This is a genomic window from Halomonas sp. ND22Bw (assembly GCF_003011945.1).
Classification (GTDB): domain Bacteria; phylum Pseudomonadota; class Gammaproteobacteria; order Pseudomonadales; family Halomonadaceae; genus Halomonas; species Halomonas halophila.
The window spans coordinates 1-247 of the sequence record NZ_PXWD01001485.1; the positions used below are offsets into that span (position 1 = coordinate 1).

At 70.0% G+C, this 247-nt stretch carries 1 protein-coding gene; it reads left to right on the forward strand.

Going from position 1 to position 247, the window contains the following annotated elements:
- Window positions 1-247 (forward strand): penicillin-binding transpeptidase domain-containing protein (locus CVH10_RS23160; RefSeq protein ID WP_369335998.1); only part of this gene is annotated, 247 nt, incomplete at both ends.

Consider the following 247-nt stretch of genomic DNA (forward strand, 5'->3'; position numbering starts at 1 on the left):
GACCGACCTGAAGCCGGTGCAGCTCTCCATCGACCTGCGGGCGCAGTTCGCCGTGCGGGACGAGCGCGCCGGGGGCCTCGACCACTTCAAGGCGAAGGCCGCCGCGGCCATGATCCTCGACGTGCAGACCGGCGAGGTGATCGCGCTCGCCTCCCTGCCGGACTTCGACCCGAACGACCCGGCCGACGCGCTCAATCCCGACCGCATCAACCGGATGAACGTCGGCGTCTACGAGATGGGCTCGACC